The 23,800-nt window shown below is 45.3% G+C and carries 25 protein-coding genes; 23 read left to right on the top strand and 2 right to left on the bottom strand.

Annotation, left to right across the window (positions count from 1 at the left end):
• Positions 1–3: 3 nt before the first annotated feature.
• The 13 genes from bioA to LIN98_RS00830 all read left to right on the top strand — a co-directional run bounded on the left by bioA (position 4) and on the right by LIN98_RS00830 (position 11,095).
• Positions 4–1,293, top strand: coding sequence for an adenosylmethionine--8-amino-7-oxononanoate transaminase (gene bioA, locus LIN98_RS00890; RefSeq protein ID WP_005567745.1), 1,290 nt, complete (start codon positions 4–6; stop codon positions 1,291–1,293).
• Positions 1,286–2,461, top strand: coding sequence for an 8-amino-7-oxononanoate synthase (locus LIN98_RS00885; RefSeq protein WP_005567746.1), 1,176 nt, complete (start codon positions 1,286–1,288; stop codon positions 2,459–2,461). Before bioA ends, LIN98_RS00885 begins: the two co-directional genes overlap by 8 nt.
• Positions 2,442–3,092 (top strand): DUF452 family protein, encoded by a 651-nt coding sequence (locus LIN98_RS00880; protein WP_005547695.1) that lies wholly within the window; start codon positions 2,442–2,444, stop codon positions 3,090–3,092. Before LIN98_RS00885 ends, LIN98_RS00880 begins: the two co-directional genes overlap by 20 nt.
• Positions 3,086–3,850, top strand: a complete 765-nt coding sequence (gene bioC, locus LIN98_RS00875; protein ID WP_005547693.1) for a malonyl-ACP O-methyltransferase BioC — start codon at positions 3,086–3,088, stop codon at positions 3,848–3,850. The genes LIN98_RS00880 and bioC overlap by 7 nt, the downstream gene beginning before the upstream one ends.
• Positions 3,850–4,491 (top strand): dethiobiotin synthase, encoded by a 642-nt coding sequence (bioD, locus tag LIN98_RS00870; RefSeq protein ID WP_014167460.1) that lies wholly within the window; start codon positions 3,850–3,852, stop codon positions 4,489–4,491. Before bioC ends, bioD begins: the two co-directional genes overlap by 1 nt.
• 71 nt (positions 4,492–4,562) lie before the next feature.
• Entirely contained in the window at positions 4,563–5,087 is a 525-nt protein-coding gene (gene yceD / locus LIN98_RS00865; protein WP_005567749.1) for a 23S rRNA accumulation protein YceD, read from the top strand.
• Between the two features lie 16 nt (positions 5,088–5,103).
• Positions 5,104–5,274 (top strand): 50S ribosomal protein L32, encoded by a 171-nt coding sequence (gene rpmF / locus LIN98_RS00860; protein WP_005544470.1) that lies wholly within the window; start codon positions 5,104–5,106, stop codon positions 5,272–5,274.
• A gap of 26 nt (positions 5,275–5,300) precedes the next feature.
• Entirely contained in the window at positions 5,301–6,320 is a 1,020-nt protein-coding gene (gene plsX, locus LIN98_RS00855) for a phosphate acyltransferase PlsX (RefSeq protein WP_005585968.1), read from the top strand.
• 46 nt (positions 6,321–6,366) lie between these two features.
• Positions 6,367–7,317 carry a beta-ketoacyl-ACP synthase III gene (locus LIN98_RS00850; RefSeq protein ID WP_005567752.1) on the top strand — a complete coding sequence of 317 codons (951 nt, stop codon included), beginning with the start codon at positions 6,367–6,369 and terminating at the stop codon, positions 7,315–7,317.
• A 106-nt stretch (positions 7,318–7,423) separates the two neighbouring features.
• Positions 7,424–8,362 (top strand): ACP S-malonyltransferase, encoded by a 939-nt coding sequence (fabD, locus tag LIN98_RS00845; RefSeq protein ID WP_005567754.1) that lies wholly within the window; start codon positions 7,424–7,426, stop codon positions 8,360–8,362.
• 24 nt (positions 8,363–8,386) lie between these two features.
• Positions 8,387–9,115 (top strand): 3-oxoacyl-ACP reductase FabG, encoded by a 729-nt coding sequence (gene fabG, locus LIN98_RS00840; RefSeq protein WP_005569002.1) that lies wholly within the window; start codon positions 8,387–8,389, stop codon positions 9,113–9,115.
• Positions 9,116–9,388: 273 nt separating this feature from the next.
• Entirely contained in the window at positions 9,389–9,619 is a 231-nt protein-coding gene (acpP, locus tag LIN98_RS00835; RefSeq protein WP_005544465.1) for an acyl carrier protein, read from the top strand.
• 234 nt (positions 9,620–9,853) lie between these two features.
• Complete coding sequence (locus LIN98_RS00830; RefSeq protein ID WP_014167457.1) at positions 9,854–11,095, top strand: MFS transporter; 1,242 nt, start codon at positions 9,854–9,856, stop codon at positions 11,093–11,095.
• A 124-nt stretch (positions 11,096–11,219) separates the two neighbouring features.
• Here the strand turns inward: LIN98_RS00830 and rho are convergent, their stop codons facing one another.
• Positions 11,220–12,482: a transcription termination factor Rho gene (gene rho, locus LIN98_RS00825; RefSeq protein ID WP_249856132.1), complete on the bottom strand. Its 1,263-nt coding sequence runs from the start codon at positions 12,480–12,482 to the stop codon at positions 11,220–11,222.
• Positions 12,483–12,783: 301 nt separating this feature from the next.
• Here rho and rhlB point away from each other — a divergent pair, with 301 nt between their 5' ends.
• The 10 genes from rhlB (at position 12,784) to lipA (ending at position 22,234) form a co-directional block, all read left to right on the top strand.
• The gene (gene rhlB / locus LIN98_RS00820) at positions 12,784–14,040 is read left to right on the top strand and encodes an ATP-dependent RNA helicase RhlB (protein WP_005589362.1); all 1,257 of its coding nucleotides are present in this window, start codon (positions 12,784–12,786) and stop codon (positions 14,038–14,040) included.
• A 66-nt stretch (positions 14,041–14,106) separates the two neighbouring features.
• Complete coding sequence (gene rsfS / locus LIN98_RS00815) at positions 14,107–14,415, top strand: ribosome silencing factor (RefSeq protein ID WP_005547673.1); 309 nt, start codon at positions 14,107–14,109, stop codon at positions 14,413–14,415.
• A 59-nt stretch (positions 14,416–14,474) separates the two neighbouring features.
• Positions 14,475–14,942, top strand: coding sequence for a 23S rRNA (pseudouridine(1915)-N(3))-methyltransferase RlmH (gene rlmH / locus LIN98_RS00810; protein ID WP_005566841.1), 468 nt, complete (start codon positions 14,475–14,477; stop codon positions 14,940–14,942).
• 12 nt (positions 14,943–14,954) lie between these two features.
• On the top strand, positions 14,955–16,916 hold the full coding sequence (gene mrdA, locus LIN98_RS00805) for a penicillin-binding protein 2 (protein WP_005547670.1): 1,962 nt from the start codon (positions 14,955–14,957) through the stop codon (positions 16,914–16,916).
• Positions 16,903–18,024: a rod shape-determining protein RodA gene (gene rodA / locus LIN98_RS00800; RefSeq protein WP_005547668.1), complete on the top strand. Its 1,122-nt coding sequence runs from the start codon at positions 16,903–16,905 to the stop codon at positions 18,022–18,024. Before mrdA ends, rodA begins: the two co-directional genes overlap by 14 nt.
• A 48-nt stretch (positions 18,025–18,072) precedes the next feature.
• The gene (locus tag LIN98_RS00795; RefSeq protein ID WP_005547666.1) at positions 18,073–18,930 is read left to right on the top strand and encodes a septal ring lytic transglycosylase RlpA family protein; all 858 of its coding nucleotides are present in this window, start codon (positions 18,073–18,075) and stop codon (positions 18,928–18,930) included.
• Between the two features lie 30 nt (positions 18,931–18,960).
• Positions 18,961–20,151, top strand: coding sequence for a serine hydrolase (locus LIN98_RS00790; protein WP_005544450.1), 1,191 nt, complete (start codon positions 18,961–18,963; stop codon positions 20,149–20,151).
• A gap of 72 nt (positions 20,152–20,223) precedes the next feature.
• Positions 20,224–20,523 carry a DUF493 family protein YbeD gene (gene ybeD, locus LIN98_RS00785; RefSeq protein ID WP_005544448.1) on the top strand — a complete coding sequence of 100 codons (300 nt, stop codon included), beginning with the start codon at positions 20,224–20,226 and terminating at the stop codon, positions 20,521–20,523.
• Positions 20,524–20,568: 45 nt separating this feature from the next.
• Positions 20,569–21,207: a lipoyl(octanoyl) transferase LipB gene (gene lipB / locus LIN98_RS00780; protein WP_005547664.1), complete on the top strand. Its 639-nt coding sequence runs from the start codon at positions 20,569–20,571 to the stop codon at positions 21,205–21,207.
• Between the two features lie 64 nt (positions 21,208–21,271).
• Positions 21,272–22,234: a lipoyl synthase gene (gene lipA / locus LIN98_RS00775; protein ID WP_005547662.1), complete on the top strand. Its 963-nt coding sequence runs from the start codon at positions 21,272–21,274 to the stop codon at positions 22,232–22,234.
• 147 nt (positions 22,235–22,381) lie between these two features.
• On the opposite strand, the gene cysS is transcribed toward lipA, so the two are convergent.
• On the bottom strand, positions 22,382–23,761 hold the full coding sequence (cysS, locus tag LIN98_RS00770; RefSeq protein WP_041915509.1) for a cysteine--tRNA ligase: 1,380 nt from the start codon (positions 23,759–23,761) through the stop codon (positions 22,382–22,384).
• Between the last annotated feature and the right edge of the window lie 39 nt (positions 23,762–23,800).

Raw genomic sequence — 23,800 nt, 5'->3', positions numbered from 1 at the left:
TCTATGAATCAACAACAGCTATTAAAATTTGATCGTGAACATATTTGGCATCCCTATGCAGCACTTCCACCAACTACACCGATTTATGCAGTAGAACGCGCAGAGGGCGTAATGATTATGCTTAAAGATGGACGTCAGCTGATTGACGGAATGTCGTCTTGGTGGGCAGCGTTACATGGTTATAATCACCCTCGTCTGAATGCAGCGGCAAATAAACAGTTGGCGCAAATGAGCCACATTATGTTCGGTGGGTTAACTCACGAACCGGCTATTAAACTGACACAAAAATTGTTACCTTTATTACCTTCGGGATTAGAACAAATCTTTTTTGCCGATAGTGGTTCCATTGCCGTTGAAGTGGCGATGAAGATGGCTATTCAGTATCAACATGCAAAAGGTGAAACTCAGCGATATAAATTTGCAACCATTCGTTCAGGTTATCATGGTGATACTTGGCATGCCATGTCGGTATGCGATCCGGTGACGGGGATGCATAGCCTGTTTGCCAAAAGTTTGCCGGTGCAGTATTTCCTTCCACAGCCTCAAACTTCTTTTGGGCAACCATGGTGTGAAGAAGATATTGCACCATTGGCGGATTTATTGGAAAAACGAGGTGCAGAATTAGCCGCACTTATTCTTGAACCGGTAGTGCAGGGGGCAGGAGGAATGTATTTTTATTCGCCAATGTATTTAGTCCGGGCCCAACAACTTTGTCAACAATACGGCGTATTGCTAATTTTTGATGAGATTGCTACCGGTTTTGGTCGCACAGGAAAATTATTTGCGGCAGAATATGCCGACATTTCACCTGACATTATGTGTATCGGTAAGGCGTTAACCGGCGGTTATTTAACGCTGTCGGCAACCATTACAACCCGTGTTATTGCGCAAACTATTTGTCGTGGTGAAGCACAATGTTTTATGCATGGACCGACGTTTATGGCAAATCCATTAGCTTGTGCCATTGCTACAGCATCAATTGATTTATTGCTGGAAAACGATTGGCAGGGCAATGTAAAACGTATTGAACAACAACTGAAAGCCGAATTGCAGATTGCGGAAAATTTTAATGCGGTGAAAGCTGTACGGGTACTGGGTGCTATTGGTGTTTTGGAAATGTATGAACCGGTCAATTTAACCTCATTGCAGGTGCGTTTAGTGGCACATGGCGTCTGGGTTCGCCCGTTTGGCAGATTAGTGTACTTAATGCCACCTTTTATTATCAGTCCGTCACAATTATCTGCATTAACTTCCGGTATGTTGGCGGCAATCAGAGAGGAATACTATGAATAGGTCGGATTATTTTTCCACACAACTGGACATATTACGGCAAAAAGATCAATATCGCCGTTTCCCGCAAATTCACCATAACGGTAAGTTTGTTGAGCAAAATGGACATCAGATGCTCAATTTGGCTTCTAATGATTATCTGGGGTTAGCCGGTGATGTATCGTTACAACAAGCTTTTCTTAAAAAATACATTGAAAAACTACCGCACTTTACCTCCTCTTCGTCGCGCTTGCTAACCGGCAATTTCCCCGAATATGAAGCCCTTGAACAATTAATGGCAAATGCGTTTCGGCGGGAGGCATGTTTGCTGTTTAATAGCGGTTATCACGCCAATATTGGTATTTTACCGGCAGTAGCCAATAAACAAACCTTGATCGTCGCTGACAAATTGGTACATGCCAGCATTATTGATGGTATTCGCCTGAGCAATTCCCCGTTTTTGCGGTATCGTCATAACGATTACGATCACTTGTATAACATTTTACACAAACAGTATCTTCATTATGAACGCATTATTGTGGTGACGGAAAGTGTGTTCAGTATGGATGGGGATCTCGCAGACTTATCACAATTGGTTGCATTTAAAAAGCAATTTGACAATGTTATGTTGTATGTGGATGAAGCACATGGCATTGGTGTTTATGGCGAACGGGGTCTGGGTGTTGCCGAACAGACAAATTGCCTACCTGACATTGATTTTTTGGTAGGGACTTTTGGTAAAGCGTTTGCTTCCATGGGCGCTTATGTGGTTTGTGATCGAGTCATTAAAGATTATTTAATTAACACTATGCGCCCTTTGATCTTCAGCACAGCGTTACCGCCATTCAATGTGGCATGGACCACATTTCTCTTCGAAAAACAACCGCACTTTCAGGCTAAACGACAACATCTCATGCAATTAAGTGCGCGATTACGGCAGGTTCTCGCAGAGCAATTCAATATGCCAATGCCAAGTGAAAGCCATATAGTACCTTATATTTTAGGCGAAAATCAGCGCACTATAAAAATAGCGCACCGCCTTCAACAATGTGGATATTATTGCTTACCTATTCGGCCGCCTACCGTTCCTGTCGGAACATCTCGCATTCGTTTGTCTTTAACAGCCGATATGACCCATGATGAAATTGAACAATTTATAGAACAGTTATTTTATGCAATATCAATTAATTAACGTAAACCTGACACGTCGGCATTTAATCGTGTATTTCACCGGATGGGGTATGACACCATTGGTCATCCAACATTTAACATTACCGAAAGAACATGATTTGCTGGTTTGTTATGACTATCGGGATTTATCGCTTAATTTTGATTTTTCCTGTTATGAAAGTGTACGCTTAGTAGCATGGTCTATGGGTGTTTGGGTGGCTGAACATGTGATGGGGCAAACACCATTACTTTCCGCCACTGCAATTAATGGCACGGGGCTCCCTATGCACAATGAATATGGCATCCCTTGTGCCGTATTTAAAGGCACTTTGGAAGCTTTTGATGAGGTCAATCAACATAAATTTGAACGCCGAATGTGTGGTGACAAAAGTACATTACTACAATATCAATCGCTGGAAGGGCAGCGTTCAATTGAAGAAACACATGCCGAATTGACCGCACTTTATGAAGCATTGTTGACAAACCGGCAAAATGTCCCTCTGCACTGGACGAAAGCCATTATTGGCACGCAAGATCGTATTTTTCCTGTGCAGAATCAGCGTAATTACTGGCATTCTCGTTGTACGATGGTTGAAATGCTGGGTGGGCATTATTTGTTCCCATTACTACAAACATGGGCGCAATTATGGTGATCAAAAAAGAGCGTATAATGCAATGTTTCAATGCCGCATTAGAAACCTATGAAAAAAATGCCATTGCTCAACAACATATTGCCAATGATTTATTGAAATTATTATTGGAAAAAGGTGGAAGCCGTTTTCATCGAGTGCTGGAAATTGGTTGCGGCACAGGTAATTTTACCCGTTTATTGATGCAAAATATTGAGGCAGAGCATTGGGATTGTAATGATTTGTGCGATGTTTCCGCTCAATTAATGCAGAATCTGCCACTTCGGAACTATAATTTTTACCAAGGATGTGGCGAATCTTTGGTCTTATCTGCTCAATATGATTTGATCGTTTCCGCCTCAACCATTCAATGGTTTTCCGATCCATTGGCTTTTTTGTACCGATGTTCGACACACTTAATACCAAACAGTATGATTTTATTGAGTACATTTGCGCCGACGAATTTGCCTGAAATCAGGGCACTAAGCCAAATCGGTTTGGATTACCCTAATCTGGCACAATGGCGGGAAACATTAATGGCGAATTTTCATATTATTCACTTATCCCAAAAGGAAATTCGGCTAGAATTTGATTCCGCACTTTCAGTGCTGAGACATTTAAAAGATACCGGCGTCACAGCAACGAATAATCGAATTTGGAATCGTGAGAAAGTTGCTCGCTTTTGTGAGCAATATCATCAACATTACATCAATGAACAGGGTAAAGTTTCATTAACTTATGTGCCGATCTTCATGTTGGCACGAAAAAAAGAGAATGCATAATGGGAAAAGTATTGTTTGTTTCAGGCATTGATACCGATATTGGCAAATCCGTTGCCACAGGTTATTACGCTAGATACTTAATGCAATTGGGGTATTCGGTAATCACTCAGAAAATGGTGCAAACAGGTTGTTGCGATATTTCATCAGATATTTTAATTCACCGCAAAATTCAAGGTGTTGAATTAGCAGATGAAGATCGCAAAGGGGAAACCTGCTGCTATTTATTTGATTATCCTTGTTCACCCTATTTAGCTGCATGTTTGCAAAATACCTATATTGATGAAAAAACGATTGAAAAATACACCGCACTCTTAGCGCAAAAATATGATTATGTTTTGCTGGAAGGAGCAGGCGGTTTGATGGTCCCTTATGCCGAGGGAAAGACAACCTTGGATTATATTACGGCACATAATTATCCGTTAATCTTGGTGACTTCCGGTAGATTGGGTAGCATTAATCATACATTGCTCAGTTTAGAAGTATGCGCGCATCAAAATATTAACGTGGATACATTGATTTATAATCTTTATCCGCCTACGGATAAATTGATTACACAAGATACGCAACAATATTTCAAAAGCTATTTAGCCAAACGCTTTCCGACGACAAAATTTATGTTGATGCAAAAAATTGATTTTTAGCATTGATTTTCATGTTTATAACAATAATTTCCTTTGACTATTTTATTCCCAAAGAGTAATATGCGCTCCCTATGCAAAAGGTAAAGCTACCCCTAACTGTTGATCCGGTAAAAGACGCGCAACGAAGATTGGATTATCAGGGTTATTACTCCGTTAATCAATTAAGCCGCCTTGCCGAATCGGTCAGTAAAGTGCTCAGCGATGCACAGGTTACATTATCGTTCTTTATTGATCCGCAAAAATTAGTTGTTATGCAAGGTCATGCCTGCGTTGATGTCAAGTTGACTTGTCACCGTTGTGGTGAACCGTTTACACAAACCGTTGATTGTGAATTTTGCTACAGTCCGGTAGCTAGTTTTGATCAAATTGATGTATTGCCGGAGATCTATGAGCCAATTGAATTCAATGAATTCGGTGAAATAGATTTACTCGGTGCGATTGAAGATGAACTCATTTTAAGTTTGCCGATTGTACCAATGCATTCATCTGAACACTGTGAAGTGTCCGTGGCGGAACAGGTTTTTGGCGAATTGCCGCAAGAGCTGGCGAAAAGACCGAACCCGTTCGCTGTATTAGCTAATTTAAAGCAAAAATAATTTAGGAGTATAGCCAATGGCTGTTCAACAAAATAAAAAATCCCGTTCACGTCGTGATATGCGTCGTTCTCATGATGCGTTAACCACAGCTGCAGTCTCTGTTGATAAAGCAAGTGGTGAAACTCATTTGCGTCACCATGTAACCGCTGACGGTTACTATCGTGGTCGTAAAGTGATTAACAAGTAATTATCCATTACAGCAAAGGTAATCACTTGAGTCGTCTAACCCTTGCGTTAGATGCGATGGGCGGGGACATAGGTCCCCGTATTACTATCCCTGCATCCATTTTAGCCTTGGAACGTGATCCAGCGCTTTTCCTCGTATTATTTGGCGATCGCCAACAAATTCTTCCGCTTTTATCCGCCGCTTCAAACACTGTTCGTCAACGTTGTGACATCATTCATTGCGCCCGCGTAATTGATAATCGCCAAGGTATTTCCTATGCGTTACGTCACAGTAAAGATACTTCAATGCGTTTAGCTATTGAAGCGGTACAAAAGGATACCGCGCAGGCTTGTGTCAGTGCCGGCGATACCGCCTCATTAATGGGGTTGTCAAAAATTTTATTACAGCCCCTTGAAGGCATTCATCGCCCCGCGCTTATCTCCGCGATTCCGACCATCACCGGTGAACGTACTATCATGCTTGATTTGGGCGCCAATCTGGAATGTGACGCGGAAAACCTATACCAGTTTGCGCTGATGGGGGCTATTTTTGCCGAGAATACGCTGGATTTGGTTTATCCTCGCATTGCGTTGTTGAATATCGGTATTGAAGCAGTGAAAGGGTATAAATCCCTGCGTGATGCCGCTGATTTACTGCAAAAAGATACCGCACTTAATTATATAGGGTTCATTGAAGGGAACTGCCTGTTAAACGGCATGGCGGATGTGATTGTCAGTGACGGTTTTGCCGGTAATATTGCCTTAAAAACCCTGGAGGGGGCGGCGAAGAATGTGATTTCCTTACTGAAAAGTGAGAAGAAAAATAGTATATTAAGCACGGTTTTCAGTTGTTTAATTCGGTCTTTATTCAAAGACAGATATCAACGACTAAAAAAAATCAACCCCGATCAATATAATGGCGCATCTTTGATTGGTTTGACTTCCGTGGTAGTAAAAAGTCACGGCAGCGCGAACCAAGAAGCTTTTGCCAATGCCATTGCCGATGCGGCGTTACAAGCCCGTCGTCAAATTCCACAAAAAATTTTAGCGGGATTAAATAAGAATTAAATATCATAGATTAGTGAGTTCCCTCACTATTTTTAATGAGATGACTATGTTTAGCAAAATTTTATCTACCGGTAGTTATTTACCAAAAAATATTCGCACCAATGTCGATTTAGAAAAAATGGTAGATACTTCAGATGAATGGATTGTGACCCGTTCCGGTATTCGCGAACGTCGCATTGCCGATCCGAATGAAACCGTATCAACCATGGGCGTTGAAGCAGCGAAAAAAGCGATTGAAGCCGCAAACATTGACCCGCAGGAAATCGATCTTGTGTTGGTCGCTACAACCAGCAACTCTCATGCCTATCCGAGCGCTGCTTGCCAGATTCAGGGGATGCTGGAGATTGATGATGCCATTTCCTTCGACATTGCCGCCGCTTGCACCGGATTTGTGTATGCCTTAGGTGTCGCGGATCAATTTATTCGCACCGGTAAAGTAAAAAATGCGCTGGTGGTCGGTTCCGATTTAAACTCCCGCAAATTAGATGAAACGGATCGTAGCACTGTGGTGTTATTCGGTGATGGTGCCGGCGCGCTGATTTTACAGGCTTCCGAACAGGAAGGCATTATTTCCACCCATTTGCATGCCTCTGCGGACAAGCACGCCGCCTTGGTGCTGCCGCAACCGGAACGAGGTGAAGCCAAATCAGGCTATATTGAGATGCAGGGTAACGAAACCTTTAAACTTGCCGTGCGCGAGCTTTCCAATGTAGTGGAAGAAACCCTTGCCGCCAATAATTTAGATAAAAAAGATATTGATTGGTTAGTGCCTCATCAGGCAAATTTACGTATTATCACGGCGACGGCGAAAAAACTGGAAATGGATATGTCGCAAGTGGTGGTGACGCTGGATCGTTATGCCAATAACAGTGCGGCAACGGTGCCGGTGGCGCTGGATGAAGCGGTGCGTGACGGACGTATTCAACGCGGGCAGCTGCTCCTGCTGGAAGCCTTCGGCGGTGGTTGGACTTGGGGATCCGCCCTGGTTAGGTTTTAATAATGAAGATTTAATGAATTTTATGACCGCACTTTTTAGGTATTGATGCGGATTGACACTTTAAAGTGCGGTCGGTTTTTCTCACATTTTTAAGTAGGAAAAAAGTATGAAAAAATTTGCAATGGTTTTCCCGGGACAAGGTTCTCAAGCTGTGGGTATGCTTGCCGAATTGGCGGTGGAATATCCTGTGGTGCAGGACACTTTCAAACAGGCATCCGAGGCGTTGGGCTATGATTTATGGCAATTGGTACAACAAGGTCCGGCAGAAGAGTTGAATAAAACCTGGCAAACCCAGCCTGCGCTTTTAGCTGCGTCCGTAGCAATTTATCGTGTGTGGCAGGAAAAATATCCGCAATTAAAACCGGAAGTCATGGCGGGACACAGTTTGGGTGAATATTCCGCGTTGGTATGTGCCGGCGTGTTGGATTTCCAGGATGCAGTTAAATTGGTGGAATTGCGCGGTAAACTCATGCAACAAGCTGTACCGGAAGGCACCGGTGCCATGTATGCCATTATCGGGCTAGATAATGAAGCGATTATTAATGCTTGTAAACAGGCGGAACAAGGGGAAGTGGTGTCTGCAGTGAACTTTAATTCACCGGGACAAGTGGTCATTGCCGGTACGAAAGCGGCGGTAGAACGTGCGGCAGCATTGTGTAAAGAAGCCGGCGCTAAGCGTGCGTTACCGTTAGCGGTGAGCGTGCCTTCCCATTGTGCATTAATGAAACCGGCGGCGGATCAATTATCCGTTTCCTTAGAAAGTATTACCTTAAAGGCACCGAGTGTTGCCGTATTAAATAATGTGGACGTGAAAGGGGAAAGCGAGGCGGAAGCCATTCGTCACGCCTTGGTTCGCCAGCTTTATAGCCCGGTGCGTTGGACTGAAACCGTGCAGAAAATGGCGGGCAACGGCGTGGAAGTGTTAGTGGAAATCGGTCCGGGCAAAGTGTTAAACGGGCTAACTAAACGTATTGTGGATTCATTGCAGGCGGTTTCGGTGAACGATGTGAAATCCCTCGATTCAATTGAAGAATTATTCGCATAATAATGAGTAAAAAGGAGTAAAACTATGCAGGGCAAAATTGCACTCGTGACAGGCGCAACACGCGGTATCGGTCGTGCGGTGGCGGAAGAATTGGCATCGAAAGGTGCGTTTGTGATCGGCACGGCAACTTCTGAAAAAGGCGCAGAAACGATTTCCGCCTATTTAGGTGAAAAAGGCAGAGGCTTGGTATTAAACGTTGCCGATCAAGCCTCTATCGAAGGCGTATTGGAGCGCATCAAAAAAGAATTCGGCGACATTGATATTTTAGTCAACAACGCCGGGATTACCCGTGACAATCTGTTAATGCGTATGAAAGATGAAGAATGGTTCGATATTTTACAAACCAATTTAAGCTCCGTTTATCATCTTTCCAAAGCCATGTTACGCAGCATGATGAAAAAACGCTTCGGACGTATCATCAACATCGGTTCCGTCGTAGGTTCCTCCGGTAACCCGGGGCAAAGTAACTACTGCGCGGCAAAAGCCGGTTTAGTCGGTTTTAGTAAAGCCTTGGCGAAAGAAGTGGCCTCCCGCGGGATTACCGTAAACGTTGTGGCACCGGGCTTTATCGCAACAGATATGACCGAAGTATTAAGCGAAGAATTAAAAAACAACCTGCTGACCCAAATTCCGGCGGGACATTTGGGCAAACCGAAAGACATTGCTAAAGCCGTGGCATTTTTAGCCTCCGACGATGCGGCATACATTAACGGTATAACGTTGCACGTTAATGGCGGAATGTACATGAGCTAGGCGGTATTTGGCGAAAGGTTACGTGCGGTAAATAGGATAAAAGCAATAGCCAAACGTTCGGCTTAGTGTTAAAATCGCCTCCGCAATGTAACTTGGTTAGGTCGTTCAAGGGTTCGTGAAAGACGTAACTATTTTTTTTCACTGTATGTCTTTGTGAAAATTCAATGTTTTTTGAGGTTTGACCTCTTGCCAAAAACGTTGTAAATTTTCGGTAAGTACATACACTACTTAACTTATCGCAATGAGCGAAAACTTAAACATAGGAAGAAACAAATGAGCATTGAAGAACGCGTAAAAAAAATCATCGTTGAACAATTAGGCGTGAAAGAAGAAGATGTAAAACCTGAAGCGTCTTTCGTTGAAGATTTAGGTGCGGATTCTTTAGATACTGTTGAATTGGTGATGGCTTTAGAAGAAGAATTCGATATCGAAATTCCGGATGAAGAAGCTGAAAAAATCACAACAGTTCAATCAGCGATTGATTACGTTCAAAACAATCAATAATTGATTTGCTAATTTAGGCGGTTTTCATCACCGCCTAAATTTTTTCTGGTGATTCTACATTCCCGCCGTAAAAAACACATTCAAAACCGACCGCACTTTCTGTGCTTTGCTTATTGAAATTTTCCCTGAAAGCAGTAGACTGGCGCACAATTTTTTAGCCTTGTACACAGCCTAAAAAATCTCTTCTCTTCTAACTTTAAATGTTACCCGTGAGTAACAGAAGGACAATTCAAAATGACAACAAACGTAAATAGCTATGGCTGGAAAGCCTTGCTGGGTTCCGCCGTGGGTTATGCCATGGACGGTTTCTATCTTCTCATTCTCGGTTTCATGTTAAGCGCTATTTCCGCCGATTTAGGTTTAACCCCGGCACAGGGCGGTTCTTTGGTCACCTGGACCTTAGTCGGCGCGGTAGTCGGTGGCATCTTATTCGGTGCGTTAAGTGACAAATACGGGCGCGTGCGCGTGCGCGTGCTCATGTGGACGATTATCCTATTCGCCGTGTTCACCGGTTTATGTGCCTTAGCGCAAGGGTATTGGGATTTGCTCATTTACCGCACCATCGCCGGAATCGGCTTGGGCGGCGAATTCGGTATTGGCATGACATTGGCGGCGGAAGCCTGGCCGGCGCGTCATCGCGCCAAAGCGGCATCTTATGTGGCGCTCGGCTGGCAAGTCGGCGTGCTGGGGGCGGCGTTGCTGACACCGGTATTATTACCGCATATCGGCTGGCGCGGAATGTTTGTGGTGGGTATCTTCCCGGCATTTGTCGCCTGGTATTTACGCGCTCACTTACATGAACCTGAAATTTTTGTGCAAAAACAAACCGCACTTTCTGAGCGCAAAGCGGAAAAAAGCGGTTGGTTTTCCAAGTTGGAATCGTTCAAATTACTGGTGAAAGATAAAGCCACCATCAAAATCAGTTTAGGCGTTGTGGTGCTGACTTCCGTACAAAATTTCGGGTATTACGGCATCATGATTTGGATGCCGAATTTTCTCTCCAAGCAACTGAGTTTCAGCTTAACAAAATCCGGCATTTGGACAGCGGTCACCGTGTGCGGCATGATGGTCGGCATCTGGATTTTCGGACGTTTGGCGGATCATATCGGGCGCAAACCGAGTTTTCTGTTATTCCAAGCCGGTGCCGTGGTGAGTATTTTCGCCTATTCTCAATTAGCGGACCCGACGGCGACGCTGATTGCCGGCGCATTTTTAGGGATGTTTGTGAACGGCATGATGGGCGGTTACGGTGCCTTAATGGCGGAAGCCTACCCAACTCAAGCGCGCGCTACCGCACAAAATGTGCTATTTAACTTAGGGCGCGCCGTCGGCGGATTCGGACCGATTGTGGTCGGTGCGATCGTCTGCGCATATTCATTCCAAACCGCCATTGCCTTATTGGCAGTGATTTATGTGATTGATATGTTGGCGACCGTGTTCCTGGTACCGGAATTAAAGGGCAAAGCGTTAAATTAGCAAACTAAAGTGCGGTGAGAAAATGATGTGTTTTTTAACCGCACTTTTTAGACGATAACCTTAAACAAAAAGCCGCTTTTGATGATGTCAAAAGCGGCTTTTTCAAGGTAAAGTGCGGTGGAAATTATGAGCGTTTCATAATCTCAAAAAATTCTTCGTTGGTTTTTGCTACGGCGAGTTTGTCGATAAGGAATTCCATGGCTTCCACTTCGCCCATTGGGTTAAGGATTTTGCGCAGGATCCACATTTTTTGTAACTCGTCAGGGGTAGTAAGCAAGTCTTCTTTACGGGTGCCTGAACGGTTGAAGTCAATTGCCGGGAACACGCGTTTTTCCGCGATTTTACGCGAAAGATGCAATTCCATGTTACCGGTGCCTTTAAATTCTTCGAAGATTACTTCGTCCATTTTCGAACCGGTATCCACCAGCGCGGTGGCGATAATGGTTAAGCTACCGCCTTCTTCTACGTTACGTGCCGCACCAAAAAAGCGTTTTGGGCGATGTAGAGCGTTGGCGTCCACACCACCGGATAAAATTTTGCCGGAAGCCGGGGTTACGGTGTTGTAAGCGCGCGCTAAACGAGTGATGGAATCGAGTAAAATCACTACGTCTTTTTTGTGTTCGACGGCACGTTTGGCTTTTTCAATAACCATTTCCGCCACTTGGACGTGACGGGTCGCCGGTTCGTCGAAGGTGGACGCGATGACTTCGCCTTTCACGGAACGTTGCATTTCCGTTACCTCTTCCGGACGTTCATCAATCAGCAAGACGATAAGTTCGACATCAGGGTAATTGTGCGTGATACTTTGTGCGATATTTTGCAGCAACATGGTTTTACCCGCTTTTGGCGGCGCCACGATCAAACCACGCTGACCTTTACCAATCGGGGAGGCCAAATCTAAAATACGGGCGGTTAAATCTTCGGTAGAACCGTTGCCGCGTTCCATTCTTAAATGGGAGTTGGCGTGTAATGGGGTTAAGTTTTCGAAAAGGATTTTGCTGCGGGATACTTCCGGTTTGTCGTCGTTGACTTGGTCAACTTTAAGGAGGGCAAAGTAGCGTTCGCCTTCTTTCGGCGGTCGAATTTTCCCTTCGATTTTGTCCCCGGTCTGTAAATTGAAACGACGAATTTGGCTCGGGCTGACATAAATATCATCCGGGCCGGCTAAATAGGAACTGTCGTCGGAACGCAGGAAACCGAAACCGTCCGGCAAAATTTCCAACACGCCGCCGCCGAAAATATCTTCCCCACCTTTGGCGTGCTGTTTCAAAATCGCAAAAATAATGTCTTGTTTGCGTAAACGGGCTAAATTTTCCAAACCCATTTGGTCTTCGCCCAGTTTCACCAGATCGGAAACCGGCATATTTTTAAGTTCTGTAAGATGCATAGTTTATTTGAAGTTTGTTTAGAGTTGAATGTTTAAGAAATAAATGAATGGAGGCCAATTTGAAATTGGTGCGTAACTTAGCATTAAATTTAGGCACTGTCTAGTTTTTAACGTTTTTTTTTCTGTGTTTGTTTGATCCAACCCCGGATTGCAGAAAAGTGCGGTGGTTTTTGCGGGCGTTTTTCAGGTCCACCTTTAATGTTCGTTTACAAAATTCCCTAAATTTGTTGTGTCTAATTTTTGGGGATTTTCCCTGTTCGTGCTATGCTTAGCGCCAATTTTTTACGATAAATTTGAGACTATGCAACAGAATTATTTAAGTTCGGCACGTTTCGCCGATTTAGCCCTACATCCTTTGGTGTTACAGGCGTTGAACGACAAAGGATTTGATTTTTGTACGCCGATTCAGGCGCTCTCGCTGCCCATTACGTTACGAGGCAAAGATGTTGCCGGACAGGCACAAACCGGCACCGGAAAAACAATCGCGTTTTTGTCCGCACTTTTCCATCATTTATTAACCTACCCGAAACAAACGGAAGCCAATCAACCGCGCGCTTTGATTCTGGCACCAACCCGCGAATTGGCGGTGCAAATTGAACACGACGCGCAGATTTTCTTAAAAACAACCAAATTTAAGACCGCACTTGCCTACGGCGGTGACGGCTATGACAAGCAACTCAAAGCCATTGAAAACGGCGTGGACGTGCTTATCGGCACCACGGGGCGCGTAATTGATTATGTGAAACAGGGCGTGATTCGTTTGGATCAGATTCAAACGGTGGTGCTGGACGAAGCGGATCGTATGTTCGATTTGGGTTTTATCCGTGACATTCGCTATTTGTTACGCAAATGCCCGCCACCACAACAACGCTTGACCATGTTGTTCTCCGCCACCTTGTCTTACAAAGTGCGTGAACTGGCTTTTGAAGATATGAATAGCCCGGAATATGTGGAAATCGAACCTGAACAAAAAACCGGGCAGCAAATTAAAGAAGAATTATTTTATCCGTCCAATCGGGACAAAATGCCGTTGTTGCTGACGCTCTTGGAAGAAGAATGGCCGGAGCGCTGTATTGTGTTTGCCAACACCAAACATAAATGCGAGGAAATTTGGGGCTATTTGGCGGCGGACGGGCATCGCGTGGGCTTATTAACCGGCGATGTGGCGCAGAAAAAACGGCTTTCCTTATTGAAAAAATTTACCGACGGCGATTTGGATATTTTAGTGGCGACGGACGTGGCGGCGCGCGGGCTGCATATTGCGGAAGTGACTCATGTGTTCAATTACGATTTGCCGGACGATCGGGAAGATTATGTGCACCGTATCGGGCGTACCGGACGTGCCGGCGAAAGCGGCATTTCCATCAGCTTCGCCTGCGAGCAATACGCCATGAATTTGCCGGCGATTGAAGAATATATCGGACACAGCATTACCGTGAGCCAATACGATCCGAACGCGTTATTACAGGATTTGCCGAAGCCTTATCGATTAAAACGGCAAACCAATTTCAGCGCACAGAATAACAATCGCCGCAAACCGTTTCGCGCAAAACGCTAGCCAACAGATTGGCGTGTATTTTATTCAATGGTAAAATTTGCACCTTTTGTCAATTGAGGAAAAATAATGTCATTAGTCGATTTCGTGGTGAATAAACTGGATAATTTAAAAGCCACCGATATTTTATCGTTAAACGTGAAGGGAAAATCCTCCGTCACCGATACCATGATCCTTTGCACCGGCACCTCTTCCCGCCATGTGTCTTCTTTGGCGCAAAAATTAATTACCGAATGCAAACTTGCCGGTATCGACGTGTTCGGCGATGAAGGCAAGGAAACCGCCGATTGGGTGGTAGTGGATTTGGGTGACGCCATCGTACATATCATGCAGGCAGAAAGCCGCGAAATGTATCAGCTGGAAAAACTTTGGGCATAGACGCCAAAAAGTGCGGTTGTTTTTCCCGCTATTTTTTAGGTGCTGTTGAGGATCGAAAGGTGAAAATTCAGTTAATTGCCGTTGGAACCAAAATGCCGGGGTGGGTGACTACGGGCTTTGAGGAATATCAACGCCGCTTTCCGAAAGAGATGCCTTTTGAACTCATTGAAATTCCTGCCGGTAAACGGGGTAAAAATGCCGACATCAAACGTATTTTGGAACAGGAAGGCAAAGCCATGTTGGCGGCTGCCGGAAAAGGCAAGGTGGTGACACTGGACATTCCAGGTAACCCCTGGACCACGGAACAGCTGGCTCAACAATTAGAAGGCTGGAAAAATGACGGGCGCGATGTTTGTTTGCTCATCGGCGGGCCGGAAGGCTTGGCACTGGAATGTAAAGCCGCCGCCGAACAAAGTTGGTCACTTTCACCGCTTACTTTGCCGCATCCGTTGGTGCGCGTGGTGGTGGCGGAAAGCCTGTATCGCGCGTGGTCGCTCACTGCCAATCATCCATATCATCGAGAATAAATCAATAATAAGATGAGTTTAAAAATATTATTAAATCAGCCGCAATACGATCCGATTCGTGACAAAAAAGCCGAGCGCAACTTATTTGCCCGTCGCGCTTTGGTGTCATTTATCGGCGTGTTGGTGTTGTCGGTGGTGTTAATTTTAAACTTGTATGATTTGCAGGTGGTCAATTATGACGGTTATCAAACCCGTTCCAACGGCAATCGTATTAAGTTGTTGCCGCTGCCGCCGACTCGCGGGTTGATTTATGATCGCAACGGCAAACTGCTGGCGGAAAATCTGACCTTTTTCGGGCTTTATATCGTGCCTGAAAAGGTGGAAAATTTAGACCGCACTTTTGAGGAGCTGAGGGTGTTGGTAGGCTTAACTGATGAAGATATTGCGAATTTTAACAAGGAACGGCGTCGCTCCTCCCGTTATATGCCGATTATGCTGAAACGAAATCTAACGGAAGAGCAAATTGCCCGTTTTGCGGTGAATCAATACAATTTCCAGAGTTTGGATGTGAAACCCTACTTTAAGCGCCATTATTTATACGGCGAACCGCTGACCCATGTTTTGGGCTATGTGTCAAAAATTAACGATCGTGATGTAGAACGCTTGAAAAAAGAGGAAAAGTACGCCAATTATTCCGGCACGCACGACTGGGGCAAACTCGGCATTGAGCGCTATTATGAAGATGCTTTACACGGCACCACAGGCTTTGAAGAAGTAGAAGTGAACAGTCGCGGTAAAGTGATCCGCAAATTGCGCGCACAACCCGCCATTGCCGGCAAAAGCATTCACTTGACCATTGACTTAAATTTACAGCTTTACGTTACCGATTTATTGGCGGGACACAAAGGCGCCGTGGTAGTGATGGATCCGAAAGACAACAGTATTTTAGCCATGGTTTCCGTACCGAGTTATGACAATAATCTTTTTGTGGATGGTATTTCCGGGGCGGATTACCGTCGCTTGCTCAATGACTCAAATCGCCCGCTTTATAGCCGCGTGACCCAAGGCGCCTATCCGCCGGCATCAACCGTGAAACCGTTCATCGCTGTTTCCGCATTGCAGGAAAATGTGATTACGCCGAACATGACCATTTATGATCCCGGCTATTGGATGTTGCCGAACAGTACCAAGCGTTTTCGTGACTGGCGTAAAGGCGGGCACGGCATGATCAATCTAAACAAGGCCATTACCGAATCCTCCGATACGTATTTTTATCAAACTGCCTATAACCTCGGCATCGATCGCCTGTCCGATTGGATGAAACGCTTTGGTTTCGGTGTCCCGACGGGGATTGATATTCAGGAAGAAACCAGTGCCAATATGCCGACCCGTGAATGGAAGCAAAAACGCTATAAAAAAGCCTGGGTGCAGGGCGATACAATTTCCGTAGGCATTGGGCAGGGGTACTGGACGGCGACGCCGTTACAGCTGGCAAAAGCCACCAGCATTTTAGTGAATAACGGCAAGGTAAACACACCGCACTTAATGAAGAGCGTGGAAGGTTCGGTAGTAGAACCCTATAAAGATCCGTTGTTGTACGAAGATATTACCGAACCGAAACAGTATTTCTGGGATGAGGCGAAACGCGGTATGTACAACGTGGTAAACGGTGCCGGCGGAACGGGGCGTAAAGCTTTTATCGGCACGCCTTATCGTGTCGCCGGTAAATCCGGTACGGCACAGGTGTTCAGTTTGAAAGAAAATCAAACGTATAACGCCGGCAGCTTGAAAAAAGAATTGCACGATCACGCGTGGTTTACCGCTTTCGCACCTTATGATAACCCACAAATCGTGGTGTCGATGATTTTGGAAAATGCCGGCGGCGGTTCCAGTAATGCGGCGCCGATCGTCAGAAAAATTATGGATTATTATTTTAAACAAAATACCCCGCAAGCCGTGATGTCGCTATTCGATGAGCCTGAATCGCCGGAATCGGAACCCGCAACAGGAGACGAACCGAATGAAAATGAATGATCGTAATATTTGGCTGGAACTGTGGCGGCGTCTGCATATCGATTTGTGGCTGTTTATCGGGTTGGTGGTGGTTACCGGCTACGGCATGTTGGTGTTATATAGCGCTTCCGGTGCCAATGAAGCCATGTTTCGTAGCCGTATTGTGCAGGTGGCGCTCGGGTTTGTCGTAATGTTGGTCATGGCGCAATTTCCGCCGAAATTTTACCAGCGCATTGCGCCGTATTTATTTGGAATCGGCATCGTATTGCTTATTTTGGTGGATCTTATCGGCGCAACCAGTAAGGGGGCACAGCGTTGGCTGGATTTGGGCGTGGTACGTTTTCAGCCGTCCGAGATCGTAAAATTGGCAGTGCCGCTGATGGTGGCGGTGTATTTGGGCAATCGCCCACAACCCATTAAGTTAAAGGAAACGTTTATCGCACTGATCACCATTATTGTACCGACCTTACTCGTGGCGATTCAACCCGATTTGGGCACCGCAATTTTGGTTAGCGGTTCCGGCTTATTTGTGATATTTTTAGCCGGCATGAGCTGGTGGCTCATTTTAATTGCCGTGGTTGCGCTTGCGGGATTTATTCCGGTTATGTGGTTCTATTTAATGCACGACTATCAACGTGCCCGTGTGTTGACCTTATTTGATCCGGAAAAAGATTTATTGGGCGCGGGCTACCATATTTGGCAATCCAAAATTGCGATCGGTTCCGGTGGGTTATGGGGCAAAGGCTGGTTACAGGGAACGCAATCCCAGCTGGAGTTTTTACCCGAGCCGCACACGGATTTTATTTTCGCCGTGTTGAGTGAAGAATATGGCATGATTGGCTTTTTGGTTTTATTAGCCATTTATTTATTTATTGTTGCGCGCGGTTTAATGATTGGCGTTAATGCGCAAAGCGCTTTCGGGCGTATTTTAGTGGGGGCATTAACGTTAATTTTCTTCGTTTATGTCTTTGTTAACATCGGCATGGTAAGCGGCATTTTGCCTGTTGTGGGCGTGCCTTTACCATTGGTGAGTTATGGCGGTACATCCTATGTGGCAATTATGGCGGGCTTCGGTTTAATCATGTCAATTCATACTCACAAAGAACACTTTCTGAAAGGAACTAACTAAGTTTTCAGTTTTCTTAATTGTGAGCTTTACAGAGAGGGAGAAAACTCAATGAATCTAGAGCAAGCTGTAAAATATATGATAATTTTGTTTTCATTTTGCACCGCACTTTCCGTGCAAGCCGAAACAAAAAAATTATACGGCATTCAGGGACCGTCGTTGACTTACCGTCCGATGTCCGATAAAGCGCAGACTTATAATGTAAAAGGGGAAACTTACACCACGAAGCCGCACCAAACGGCAAAAAATTATTCCAAACAGGGGATTGCCAGCTATTACCATCATAAATTTAACGGGCGGAAAACTTCCAACGGCGATATTTACGATTCCACTTTATATACGGCGGCACATAAAACTTTGCCTTTGAATTCCTACGCAGTGGTCACCAATATGTATAACCAACGCAAAGTCATTGTGCGAATCAACGACCGTGGGCCCTTTGCTAAAGATCGTATTATTGATTTGTCCCACGCGGCGGCAAAAGAGATCGGTATTGTAAATTACGGTATGGGATTGGTTAAGGTGGAAGCGTTGCATGTGGACGCTAACGGTGAGCTTTCCGGCGCAGGCACCTCCACATTGGCGAAAGCAAGTAGAACAGAAGAAGGGCTAAAACGCCTGGTGGATAATGAAATCGCTTCCACGCCGGCGCCGCGACAAAATCGTAAAGTGGCAAGTGCCGAACGCTATGAAATTAAAATGGTCAATGTCGCCAGCAAGAAAAACGCCGAGCAGATCATTCAGGATTTAGCGTTAAATAATGTGAAAACGGAAATTGCCGCACATGGTCAAAAATACCATATCCATTTGGGACCTTTTAATTCAAAACAGGAAATCAACGAATTGAAAACACAATTAAGACGGTTAAATCATTCTGAACCGTTGATTGTGTATTCTTATAATCAATAACAAGTACATAATTTCAGGATATTTAACATTATGTTTAATAAAGCAGTAAAAAACAGCAAGATTGCCATCGTCTCAGGGGTATTGGCGGTATCGCTCGGTGCTATGGCGGCGGAAGACGTACAATTTAACATCGCCGTGCCGGAAATTAATGCACAAACCTACGTCTTAATGGATTACAACTCCGGTGCCGTGTTGGCGTCCCTTAACCCTGATCAGCGCCAATATCCGGCATCATTGACCAAAATGATGACCAGCTATGTGGTCGGGCAGGCGATTAAGCAAGGTAAAATCCGTAATACGGATATGGTCACCATCGGCGAAAGCTCCTGGGGGCATAAATTCCCCGGTTCTTCCAAAATGTTCTTAAACTTAAATCAACAAGTTTCCGTTGCGGATTTACATCGCGGCATCATCATTGTTTCGGGTAATGACGCCTGCGTGGCAATGGCGGAGCATGTTTCCGGCACGGTGATGAACTTCGTTGATACCATGAATAAATATGTGGAACAGTTCGGTTTAAAAAATACCTATTTCACCACGGTACACGGTTTAGATGAAGATAACCAATACTCTTCCGCCCGCGATATGGCGATTATCGGCGCGCGTATTATTCGTGATTTACCGGAAGAATATAAAATTTACGCCGAAAAAGATTTTACCTTTAACAAAATCAAACAGCCTAATCGCAACGGCTTGTTATGGGACAAAACCATTAACGTTGACGGTATGAAAACCGGTCACACGGATAAAGCGGGGTACAACCTGGTGGCTTCCGCCATCAGCCCGAACAATATGCGTTTGATTTCTGTGGTGATGGGCGTGCCGACTTATAAAGGTCGCGAAGTGGAAAGCAAAAAATTATTGCAATGGGGTTTTGCTAATTTTGAGACCTTCAAAACCTTGGATTCAGGCAAATCCATTTCCGAACAACGGGTGTATTACGGCGATGAAAGTAACATCCAATTAGGCGTGTTACAAGATGCTTTCATCACCATTCCGAAAGGCAAAAGCGCCGAGCTCAAAGCCCGTTACGAATTAGAGAAAAAATACCTTGAAGCGCCCCTTGCCAAAGGGCAAGTTGTGGGCAAGGTGGTGTATCAATTAGACGGCAAAGACATCGCCAGTGTAAACTTACAAGTGATGCAAGAAGTGAAAGAAGGCGGTATCTTCGGCAAAATCTGGGACTGGCTGGTGCTGACCATCAAAAGTTTATTTGACTAGCCTTTAAAAAACACACTCAACACTGACCGCACTTTTTCATGAAAGTGCGGTTCACTTTTTTAGGAGAATGCAATGACAGATAAAAAAACGGTAAATTTAGCCGACATTCCACAACAAAAATTAAAAGACTTGCTGGAATTCCCATGTGATTTCACTTTTAAAGTGGTGGGTGCCGCCCGTCCCGATTTAGTGGATGATGTGGTTCAGGTGGTGCATAAAACCATCAAAGACGATTACAACCCGAGCATGAAAGAGAGTGGCAAAGGCACTTATCATTCCGTGTCCATCACCGTGCGCGCTGAAAATATCGAACAAATTGAAAAACTGTATAAAGAATTGGCGGAAATCGACGGCGTGAGAATGGTGCTTTAACCATTAAAGTGCGGTCAGAAAAAACAGCGTTTTTAGGAAACTATCATGCAACCCGAATTAATTGTACGACAACTCGGCATTCGTGATTATGAGGACGTTTGGCACGAGATGCAGGCGTTTACCGATAATCGTACGGAGCAGACTCCTGATGAAATTTGGTTGGTGCAGCATTTATCTGTGTTCACCCAAGGTCAGGCGGGCAAGCCGGAACATCTATTGCAACAAAGTGCAATTCCGGTGGTGCAGTCCGATCGTGGTGGGCAGATTACCTATCACGGTTTGGGGCAGCAAATTATGTATGTGCTGATTGATGTGAAACGCCACGAGAATCTAAATGTGCGCCAATTAGTAACCGCACTTGAGCAATCAGTGGTGAAAACCTTGGCGGATTACGGCATTGAAGGCTATGCGAAACCTGATGCGCCGGGCGTTTATATTGACGGCAAAAAAATCTGCTCCCTCGGTTTGCGTATTCGCCACGGTCGGTCGTTCCATGGCTTGGCATTTAACATCAACATGGATTTGACCCCGTTTCATCAAATCAATCCTTGCGGTTACGCGGGTTTGGAAATGTGTCAGCTGGCAGATTTTATTCCCGCACCAGAGGCGGACTGCGACAAGGTTTCCCCACAATTAGTTCAACATTTCGCCGTGCAATTAGGGTATAATGTAACAAATTGTTAACATCAACAATCGTTTTTTACGTTCATTATCTCTGCAAATCTGCACAGAAAATTAAGGAATATCAATGGGAACACCTTTTAAAATGGAGCGCGGCGTTAAATATCGCGATGCCGCCAAAACCTCCATTATTCCGGTGAAAAATATCGATCCTGAGCAAGAACTGCTCAAAAAGCCGGAATGGATGAAAATTAAAATTCCGGCAAACGGTGCGCGCATTCAAAGTATCAAATCCGGTATGCGTCGCCATGGCTTGCATTCCGTCTGCGAAGAAGCCTCCTGCCCGAACCTGCACGAATGTTTCAACCACGGTACGGCAACTTTTATGATTCTTGGTGCTATTTGCACCCGCCGTTGTCCGTTCTGCGACGTGGCGCATGGTAAACCGTTGGCGCCGGATCCGGAAGAACCGCGTAAATTAGCGGAAACCATTCAGGATATGAAATTGCGTTATGTGGTGATTACCTCCGTTGACCGCGATGATTTACCGGATCGCGGTGCCGGGCATTTTGCCGATTGCGTTCGGGAAATCCGCGCCCTGAATCCGAATATTAAAATTGAAATTTTAGTGCCGGATTTCCGTGGTCGCATTGAACTGGCATTGGAAAAATTAAAAGACAATCCGCCCGATGTGTTCAATCATAATCTGGAAAACGTACCGCGCTTATACCGCGAAATCCGCCCGGGCGCTGATTATCAATGGTCACTGCGTTTGTTGAAGGAATTTAAAGCCATGTTCCCGCATATTCCGACCAAATCCGGACTTATGGTGGGATTAGGCGAAACCAATGACGAGATCTTGGAAGTGATGCAGGATCTGCGGGATCACGGTGTGACGATGCTGACGTTGGGGCAATATTTACAACCGAGTCGTCACCACCTTCCGGTTGCCCGCTATGTTCCACCGACAGAATTCGATATGTTCCGCGACAAAGCCCAAAACATGGGCTTCGAACACGCCGCCTGCGGCCCATTCGTCCGTTCTTCTTATCACGCCGATTTACAAGCAAGCGGCGGCTTGGTGAAATAATCGCGAAAAGTGCGGTGGTTTTCACGAACGTTTTTTCTCTTGAAAAACGCTTGGAAAAACCACCGCACTTTACGATGAACCCCGTGTCGTGATAACAAAAAAGGAAGTTAATGATAACTTTCCTTTTGCTTTTCTGAATAGCTTAAATTATTGCTTACGCCAGGTGGTGCCGTTCGGTCCGTCTTCCAATATGATGCCCATTTCCGTTAAGGCATTGCGCGCGGCGTCAGCGGCTGCCCAGTCTTTGGTGGCTCGGGATTCGTTGCGTTGCTTAATAAGCGCTTCGATTTTCGCCACTTCATCTTCATCGGAACCGGCTTGCAGGAATTGCTCCGGATCCAGTTGAAGCAGACCGAGAATGGCGGCGAGTTCGCGTAAGCGTGCGGCTAAGCCGTTGGCTTTTGCCATGTCTTCGGTCTTCAGCTTGTTCAGTTCACGCGCCATTTCAAACAGTACGGAAAGGGCATTCGGCGTGTTGAAATCATCATCCATGGCTTCACGGAAGGCATCCACAAAATTTTCACCGCCAAAAGCCACCGCACTTTTATCTGTGCCGCGTAATGCGGTGTAGAGCCGTTCTAATGCGCCGTGAGCGAGGTTAAGGTTTTCTTCGCTGTAATTTAATTGGCTGCGGTAGTGCGCGGTCAATAAGAAATAGCGCACGCTTTCCGCGTCGTAGTGGTTTAATACGTCGCGAATGGTGAAGAAATTGCCGAGGGATTTCGACATTTTTTCTTTATCCACCATGATCATGCCGGAGTGTAGCCAATAGTTCACATATTGATTGCCGTGGGCACAGCAGGATTGGGCGATTTCGTTTTCGTGATGTGGGAACATGAGGTCGGAGCCGCCACCGTGAATGTCAAAATGCTCGCCTAATTGTTTGCTGTTCATGGCGGAGCATTCGATGTGCCAGCCTGGGCGCCCTTTGCCCCAAGGCGAGTCCCAGCTCGGTTCATTCGGTTTAGACATTTTCCATAACACGAAATCCATTGGATTTTTCTTGATTTCGTTAATTTCAATGCGCGCGCCCGCTTGTAATTGTTCCAAATCCTGACGGGACAATTTGCCGTAATCTTTGAAGCTTTCCACATCAAACATTACATCGCCGTTGTCCGCTACGTAGGCGTGTCCGCGTTGGATTAATTTCTGTACAATGTCAATGATTTCAGGAATATGGTGGGTGGCGCGCGGTTCAAAATCCGGACGCAAAATATTCAGCGCGTCAAAATCTTTATACATTTCCACCACCATGCGATCCACCAACTGATCGCAGGTTTCTTTATTTTCCAAGGCATGTTTAATAATTTTGTCATCCACGTCGGTAATATTACGCACATAGGTTAAATCGTAGCCTAAATAACGCAAATAACGGGCGATTACATCGAAACACACGAACGTACGCCCGTGCCCGATGTGGCAGAGATCGTACACGGTCACGCCACACACATACATTCCGATTTTGCCGGCGTGAATCGGTTTAAAAATTTCTTTTTCGCGGGTTAGGGTATTGAAAAGTTTTAACATATTGGGATCCAAATCTTTTTGAAAACGCACCGCACTTTA

Source organism: Aggregatibacter actinomycetemcomitans (assembly GCF_023518055.1).
Classification (GTDB): Bacteria; Pseudomonadota; Gammaproteobacteria; order Enterobacterales; family Pasteurellaceae; genus Aggregatibacter; species Aggregatibacter actinomycetemcomitans.
Note: the sequence above shows the minus strand (reverse complement) of the source record. Positions and strands in the feature narration are given on the sequence as shown.

Coding starts and splice junctions, on each gene's coding strand:
- bioA (WP_005567745.1), top strand. CDS start 4: ATGAATCAACAACAGCTATTAAAATTTGATCGTGAACATATTTGGCAT.
- LIN98_RS00885 (WP_005567746.1), top strand. CDS start 1,286: ATGAATAGGTCGGATTATTTTTCCACACAACTGGACATATTACGGCAA.
- LIN98_RS00880 (WP_005547695.1), top strand. CDS start 2,442: ATGCAATATCAATTAATTAACGTAAACCTGACACGTCGGCATTTAATC.
- bioC (WP_005547693.1), top strand. CDS start 3,086: ATGGTGATCAAAAAAGAGCGTATAATGCAATGTTTCAATGCCGCATTA.
- bioD (WP_014167460.1), top strand. CDS start 3,850: ATGGGAAAAGTATTGTTTGTTTCAGGCATTGATACCGATATTGGCAAA.
- yceD (WP_005567749.1), top strand. CDS start 4,563: ATGCAAAAGGTAAAGCTACCCCTAACTGTTGATCCGGTAAAAGACGCG.
- rpmF (WP_005544470.1), top strand. CDS start 5,104: ATGGCTGTTCAACAAAATAAAAAATCCCGTTCACGTCGTGATATGCGT.
- LIN98_RS00850 (WP_005567752.1), top strand. CDS start 6,367: ATGTTTAGCAAAATTTTATCTACCGGTAGTTATTTACCAAAAAATATT.
- fabD (WP_005567754.1), top strand. CDS start 7,424: ATGAAAAAATTTGCAATGGTTTTCCCGGGACAAGGTTCTCAAGCTGTG.
- fabG (WP_005569002.1), top strand. CDS start 8,387: ATGCAGGGCAAAATTGCACTCGTGACAGGCGCAACACGCGGTATCGGT.
- acpP (WP_005544465.1), top strand. CDS start 9,389: ATGAGCATTGAAGAACGCGTAAAAAAAATCATCGTTGAACAATTAGGC.
- LIN98_RS00830 (WP_014167457.1), top strand. CDS start 9,854: ATGACAACAAACGTAAATAGCTATGGCTGGAAAGCCTTGCTGGGTTCC.
- rho (WP_249856132.1), bottom strand. CDS start 12,482: ATGCATCTTACAGAACTTAAAAATATGCCGGTTTCCGATCTGGTGAAA.
- rhlB (WP_005589362.1), top strand. CDS start 12,784: ATGCAACAGAATTATTTAAGTTCGGCACGTTTCGCCGATTTAGCCCTA.
- rsfS (WP_005547673.1), top strand. CDS start 14,107: ATGTCATTAGTCGATTTCGTGGTGAATAAACTGGATAATTTAAAAGCC.
- mrdA (WP_005547670.1), top strand. CDS start 14,955: ATGAGTTTAAAAATATTATTAAATCAGCCGCAATACGATCCGATTCGT.
- rodA (WP_005547668.1), top strand. CDS start 16,903: ATGAAAATGAATGATCGTAATATTTGGCTGGAACTGTGGCGGCGTCTG.
- LIN98_RS00795 (WP_005547666.1), top strand. CDS start 18,073: ATGAATCTAGAGCAAGCTGTAAAATATATGATAATTTTGTTTTCATTT.
- LIN98_RS00790 (WP_005544450.1), top strand. CDS start 18,961: ATGTTTAATAAAGCAGTAAAAAACAGCAAGATTGCCATCGTCTCAGGG.
- ybeD (WP_005544448.1), top strand. CDS start 20,224: ATGACAGATAAAAAAACGGTAAATTTAGCCGACATTCCACAACAAAAA.
- lipB (WP_005547664.1), top strand. CDS start 20,569: ATGCAACCCGAATTAATTGTACGACAACTCGGCATTCGTGATTATGAG.
- lipA (WP_005547662.1), top strand. CDS start 21,272: ATGGGAACACCTTTTAAAATGGAGCGCGGCGTTAAATATCGCGATGCC.
- cysS (WP_041915509.1), bottom strand. CDS start 23,761: ATGTTAAAACTTTTCAATACCCTAACCCGCGAAAAAGAAATTTTTAAA.